The following is a 2,009-nucleotide window of genomic DNA, read 5'->3' as shown; positions in this document are numbered from 1 at the left end:
GAAGCCGCAGCCCGGTCGAGGTGGGCCGGGTGATCCCCCGGCGCGGCGGAACGGGACGGACCTCATGGCGGGTGGTGGCCTTGACCGCCCACGCCCGCAGCCGGGACGGCGCCACGGTCAGCCCGCACGCCTCCATGACCGAGCTGTACGAGCTGAGCAGCCGGACGGTGGATATCGGCAAGCCGACCGTGGACCAGTAGACGCCCGGGTGTTGGGTCCGGGCGTAGGCGGCCCCACCGCCGAGCGCGGCGAGGGGACCACCCACCTCCAAGAGCGTCGTCAGGTCCGTCATCAGACAGCGGCCCCTACGGCGACCGGGAAAGCGCCCGGGGTCACGGCAGCGGCACGGTAGGCGATGCCGTGGCGCTGCTGCCCGTTGAAGACGCTCTCCCACGGCCGGGCCACGAGCCCCGGCAGCGACACCGGCGCCCCGAGGGCGAGCCCCTCGGAGATCCCGCCCTCCGGGACGGTGACCTTGTTCAGCGACGACTCGCCGTCCTCGATGTAGACGACGCCGATCGTCATGAGCGCCTCACCGCTGACGGCGTCCTTGGCGATCTCGCCGGTCTGCCGGTCGCGGATCTTGGGCTCGGGGGCCTCGGTCAGCAGGATCGTTGCGCCCGAGGTCTCCACACGGATGGAGCGCAAGGCACATTCCTATCTACTCGTCTATACATGATGCGCCCTACGATCCCGAACCTCGGGATCGTAGGGACCACCTTGCCACACAACTTGCCCACTCGTCTATACGAGTAAGCGTGTCGGGGTGTACGAGTTCGGGAGATTACGGCCCGCGCACCACCGTCGCTCATGCGATCAGGTCGCCGGGAGCTGGTACGAGAGGACGTACGCGTCCGCCGCCATCACCGTGTCGCAGACCTCCACGGGGCGCCCCTCGGTGTCGTAGGCGGTGCGGATCAGATGGATCACGGGCACACCGGCGGCGAGCCGGAGAGTCTTCACCTCGGTCGGCGAGGGCATGCGGGCCCGGATCTCCTCCTCGAAGTGGTCGAGGCGATGACCCAGCTCCTCAAGCCGGGCGTAGATGCCGCCAGGGCCGGGGTTGGGCTCGGCAATGGGCGTCCCCCGTGCAATGTCGAGCGGGAGATACGACGTGGCGAACTCGACCGGCCGCCCGTCGAGGAGGTACCGGCGCCGACGGGCCAGCACCCGCCGCACGGATCCGAGCCGGGCGGAGACGTCCTGGCTGGCCTTCTCCTCCTTGACCTCCAGGCTGTCGACCTGGGGGTGACTGCCGGCCGCGTCCGCCTCCACGATGAACGCGGACTTCCCCTGCTCCCTGTGCCGCCGGGCGAACCGGTCGGAGGCAAGTCGGCGCACAGGGGGGCGCGGGCGCACGAACACGCCCTTGCCGTGTTCCGCGTGCACCAAGCCCTCACCCTGGAGGATGGAGAACGAGTTCCGCACCGTCATACGGGAGACCCCGTAGTGCTCGACAAGATCGGACTCGGAGGGGAGCTTGTCGCCCTCCTTGAACCGCCCACGGTCGATGGCCTCGCGCAGCTGGTCGGCGATCTGCCGGAAGACCGCACGATCGCTCGTGGGGTCGAGATCACCGAGCAGGCCGGAAGGGAGAGGGCTCACGGGTACTCCTTTAGGTATCTAGACGAGTGGCCGAGTTTTGTTGCTACGGTGGAGAGCCTAGCCAGCCGAGAGGGCCGAGGAACGTGAGTACCGACCGTCCGCACTCCGTGAGCGTTGCCGGAGTCGTCGTCGACGACCAGGGCCGGGCTCTCCTGATCCAGCGCCGTGACAACGGCCACTGGGAACCGCCGGGCGGTGTCCTCGAACGCGAGGAGACCGTCCCCGATAGGTATCTAGACGAGTGGCCGAGTTTTGTTGCTACGGTGGAGAGCCTAGCCAGCCGAGAGGGCCGAGGAACGTGACTACTGACCGTCCGCACTCCGTGAGCGTTGCCGGAGTCGTCGTCGACGACCAGGGCCGGGCTCTCCTGATCCAGCGCCGTGACAACGGCCACTGGGAACCGC

The 2,009-nt window shown here is 68.7% G+C and carries 2 protein-coding genes and 3 pseudogenes; 2 read left to right on the top strand and 3 right to left on the bottom strand.

Annotation, left to right across the window (positions count from 1 at the left end; genetic code table 11):
* The 3 genes and pseudogenes from ACFYMU_RS19975 to ACFYMU_RS19965 form a co-directional block, all read right to left on the bottom strand.
* Positions 1-292: pseudogene (locus ACFYMU_RS19975) on the bottom strand (conjugal transfer protein TraS); the annotation flags it as partial.
* Positions 292-648 (bottom strand): hypothetical protein, encoded by a 357-nt coding sequence (locus ACFYMU_RS19970; protein WP_388374575.1) that lies wholly within the window; start codon positions 646-648, stop codon positions 292-294. The gene ACFYMU_RS19970 and the pseudogene ACFYMU_RS19975, both read right to left, overlap by 1 nt.
* A 168-nt stretch (positions 649-816) precedes the next feature.
* Positions 817-1,605, bottom strand: coding sequence for a GntR family transcriptional regulator (locus ACFYMU_RS19965; protein WP_388374574.1), 789 nt, complete (start codon positions 1,603-1,605; stop codon positions 817-819).
* A gap of 107 nt (positions 1,606-1,712) precedes the next feature.
* On the opposite strand from ACFYMU_RS19965, the pseudogene ACFYMU_RS19960 reads away from it, so the two are divergent.
* A pseudogene (locus ACFYMU_RS19960) lies at positions 1,713-1,832 on the top strand (NUDIX hydrolase); the annotation flags it as partial.
* A gap of 14 nt (positions 1,833-1,846) precedes the next feature.
* Positions 1,847-2,009: pseudogene (locus ACFYMU_RS19955) on the top strand (NUDIX hydrolase); the annotation flags it as partial.

Source organism: Streptomyces sp. NPDC007264, from assembly GCF_042869095.1.
In the GTDB taxonomy this organism is placed as follows: domain Bacteria; phylum Actinomycetota; class Actinomycetes; order Streptomycetales; family Streptomycetaceae; genus Streptomyces.
This window is presented reverse-complemented; position numbering and strand designations above follow the sequence as displayed.